3 protein-coding genes are annotated in these 3303 nt (G+C 66.2%); all 3 read right to left on the reverse strand.

The window, feature by feature from the left end; all coding sequences use genetic code 11:
* Nucleotides 1–177 precede the first annotated feature (177 nt).
* Nucleotides 178–1617 carry an argininosuccinate lyase gene (argH, locus tag Q0331_RS01880; protein WP_298074368.1) on the reverse strand — a complete coding sequence of 480 codons (1440 nt, stop codon included), beginning with the start codon at nucleotides 1615–1617 and terminating at the stop codon, nucleotides 178–180.
* A 52-nt stretch (nucleotides 1618–1669) separates the two neighbouring features.
* Complete coding sequence (locus Q0331_RS01885; protein ID WP_298074370.1) at nucleotides 1670–2866, reverse strand: argininosuccinate synthase; 1197 nt, start codon at nucleotides 2864–2866, stop codon at nucleotides 1670–1672.
* A gap of 61 nt (nucleotides 2867–2927) precedes the next feature.
* On the reverse strand, nucleotides 2928–3299 hold the full coding sequence (locus Q0331_RS01890) for an arginine repressor (RefSeq protein WP_298074372.1): 372 nt from the start codon (nucleotides 3297–3299) through the stop codon (nucleotides 2928–2930).
* Between the last annotated feature and the right edge of the window lie 4 nt (nucleotides 3300–3303).

The following is a 3303-nucleotide window of genomic DNA, read 5'->3' on the forward strand; positions in this document are numbered from 1 at the left end:
GCCGAGGCCAGCACTGCAGCGGGAGCCGTGGACGTGGTGGTGTACTGCGCCTCCGGCAAGCGCTCAGCGAGCTTTGTCGAGCGCTTTGCACAGCACGCCGCCGGGCAGGGAGTGCGTTTGCACAACCTGCCCGGCGGGGCGAATGAGCACGGGGTCGGGATCTAGGCCCGCAGGGTTTTAGACCAGGCGGGTTTTCTCCGCCCACTTGCGGTCAGCTGCGGCGGCCTCGCGCACTCGCTCTTTCTGCTCGGCCACACGCACGCCGGCAGTGCCGCCGCGGGTAGCGCGGGAAGCAACTGCGCCGTCGATGGTCAGCACCTCGCGCACCTCGGGGGTCAGAGCTTCGTGCACCCCTGCCAGCTCCTCATCGGTGAGATCCACCAGATCCACGCCGCGCGATTCCGCAATTCGGACGCAGGAGCCGGAGGCCTCGTGTGCCACGCGGAAAGGCACTCCCTGGCGAACCATCCACTCCGCTAGGTCGGTGGCCAGCGTGAAGCCCGCCGGGGCGAGCTCGCGCAGACGGTCCGGGTGGAACGTCAACGTGCCGACCAGGCCGGCCATCGCCGGGAGCAGCAGGTTCAGCTGGGCAACGGAATCCGCGATAGGTTCCTTGTCCTCCTGCAGGTCGCGGTTGTAGGCCAGCGGCATGGCCTTCAGAGTGGCCAACAGTCCGGTGGCGTTGCCGATCAGGCGGCCGGTCTTGCCTCGCATCAGCTCGGCAACATCCGGGTTCTTCTTCTGCGGCATAATCGACGAGCCGGTGGACCACTCATCGGCCAGCGTAACGTAGCCGAACTCCGGAGTGGACCAAGCGATGATCTCCTCGGCCAGGCGGGAGAGATCCACCGCCACCTGGGCAAACACAAAGGCTGCCTCAGAGGCGAAGTCGCGGGAACTGGTGGCGTCAATAGAGTTATCCGCAGCAGAATCAAAGCCGAGCTCCTCCGCGATGGCCTCCGGGTCGAGCGCCAGGGACGACCCCGCGAGCGCGCCGGAACCATACGGGGACACTGCCAGGCGCTTATCCAGATCCTGGAAGCGCTGCACGTCGCGCAGCAGCGGCTGTGCGTGGGCCAACAGCTGGTGAGCCAACAGTACCGGCTGGGCAGCCTGGAAGTGCGTCTTACCAGGCATGATGGCCTCTGGGTGGCGATCGGCCTGGGCAACCAGCGCGTCCACGACGTCGAGCACTCCCGCGGTAATGTCGCGGATCGCGTCGCGCACCCACATGCGGAACAGGGTGGCCACCTGGTCATTGCGGGAACGGCCCGCGCGCAGGCGGCCGCCGACCTCGGGGCCAACGCGATCAATCAGGCCGCGCTCCATCGCACCGTGGACGTCCTCGTCGCTAGGCTCGGGGCCAAAGGTTCCGTCGGCCACGTCCTCGCCAAGCTTCTGCAGGCCGGCGATGAGGGTATCGAAGTCCTCGTCGCTCAGCAGGTTGGCCTTGTGCAGCACCCGCGCGTGAGCCTGCGAGGCCAGCACGTCGTAGGGAGCCAAAACCCAGTCGAAGTGCGTGGACTTCGACAGGGCGGCCATCGCCTCAGTCGGTCCGCCGGAGAATCGGCCGCCCCACAGGGCGCCTTCGTTCGTGCCGTGTGCCTCGGTGGTCATGTTTGGGTGTGCCTTTCTGCTCTAGTTGGCCGGTTGCCTAGTTAGCCAGTGCCTAATTGGCCAGGTCGCGCTTGGAGGCGATCTTGGAGGACAGGCCGTGCAGCTCCACGAAACCGCGGGCCATGGACTGGTCGAAGGAGTCGCCCTCGTCGTAGGTGGCCAGGTTGAAGTCGTACAGGGACTTGCCGGAGCGGCGGCCGTTGACGGTGATGGAGCCCGCGTGCAGCACCAGGCGGATGTCGCCGGTGACGTGGGTCTGGGTGGAGTCGATGAACGCGTCCAGGGAGCGCTTCAGCGGGCTGAACCACAGGCCGTCGTAGACCTGGTTGGACCACTCTGCGTCGATGCCGCGCTTGTAGCGGGCCAGCTCGCGCTCGACGGTGACGGCCTCCAGAGCCTCGTGGGCACGGATCAGGGTCATAGCGCCCGGAGCCTCGTAAATCTCGCGGGACTTGATGCCCACCAGGCGGTCCTCAACCATGTCCAGACGGCCGACACCCTGCGCACCCGCGCGGCGGTTCAGCTCCTCGATGGCCTCCAGGACGGTGACCTTCTTACCGTCGATGGCCACCGGCACACCGGACTCGAAGGAGATGATGACCTCGTCCGGTGCCTGGCCCAGGCCCGGATCCTCGGTGTAGGCGTAGACGTCCTTGGTCGGGGCGTTCCACAGATCCTCCAGGAAGCCGGTCTCCACGGCGCGGCCCCACACGTTCTGGTCGATGGAGAACGGGGAGGACTTGGACTGCTCGATCGGGATGCCGTTTTCCTCGGCGAAGGCGATGGCCTTCTCGCGGGTCCAGGCGTAGTCGCGGACCGGGGCGATGATCTCCAGGTCCGGGGCGGTGTTGGCGAAGCCAACCTCGAAGCGGACCTGGTCATTGCCCTTGCCGGTGCAGCCGTGGGCGACGGCGGTGCCGCCGTGCTCCTTGGCTGCATCCGCCATGTGCTTGACGATCAGCGGGCGGGAGATCGCGGAGACCAGCGGGTACTCCTTCATGTACATGCCGTTGGCCTTGATGGTCGGCAGGCAGTAGTCGTTGGCGAACTCGTCGCGGGCGTCCACGACGATGGATTCCACGGCGCCGGCACCGAGGGCGCGCTGGCGGACGGTCTCCATGTCCTCGCCGCCCTGACCCAGGTCGATGGAGACGCAGACGACCTCTGCGTTGCGCTCCTTAGCGATCCAGCTGATGGCCACGGTGGTATCCAGCCCGCCGGAGTATGCGAGTACTACGCGATCCTTCATTCTTCTAAGCTTCCCTTCGAAACTCTTTGTGCGTTCTAGTTGTTGTATCCGTTATTTGATTTTAGCTATGTGCCAGCTGGAAGAAATACTCCCCCAGCTCCTTGCCGTTGAGCGGCTCCCGTGCCAGGACGAACACGGTATCGTCACCGGCGATGGTGGCCACCACTCGGTTTACGTCCGAGCGGTCCAGGATGCTGGCCAGGTACTGCGCGGCACCGGGTGGGGTGCGCAGGACGGCGATGTTTCCGGAGTGGTCGTGGTCGACCAGCAGCTCGGCTAGGACGCGCCGCAGCTTGTCCGGCCCGTCCACGCGCACGTCGTCGGACAGGGAGTAGTAAACCTCCCCGCCCACGCGCACCTTCTTCGCGCCGAGGTCCACCAGGTCGCGGGACAGGGTGGCCTGGGTGACGTCGATTCCGCGGTTCACCAGGATTCCC

The organism is uncultured Corynebacterium sp., assembly GCF_937999985.1.
GTDB lineage: Bacteria > Actinomycetota > Actinomycetes > Mycobacteriales > Mycobacteriaceae > Corynebacterium.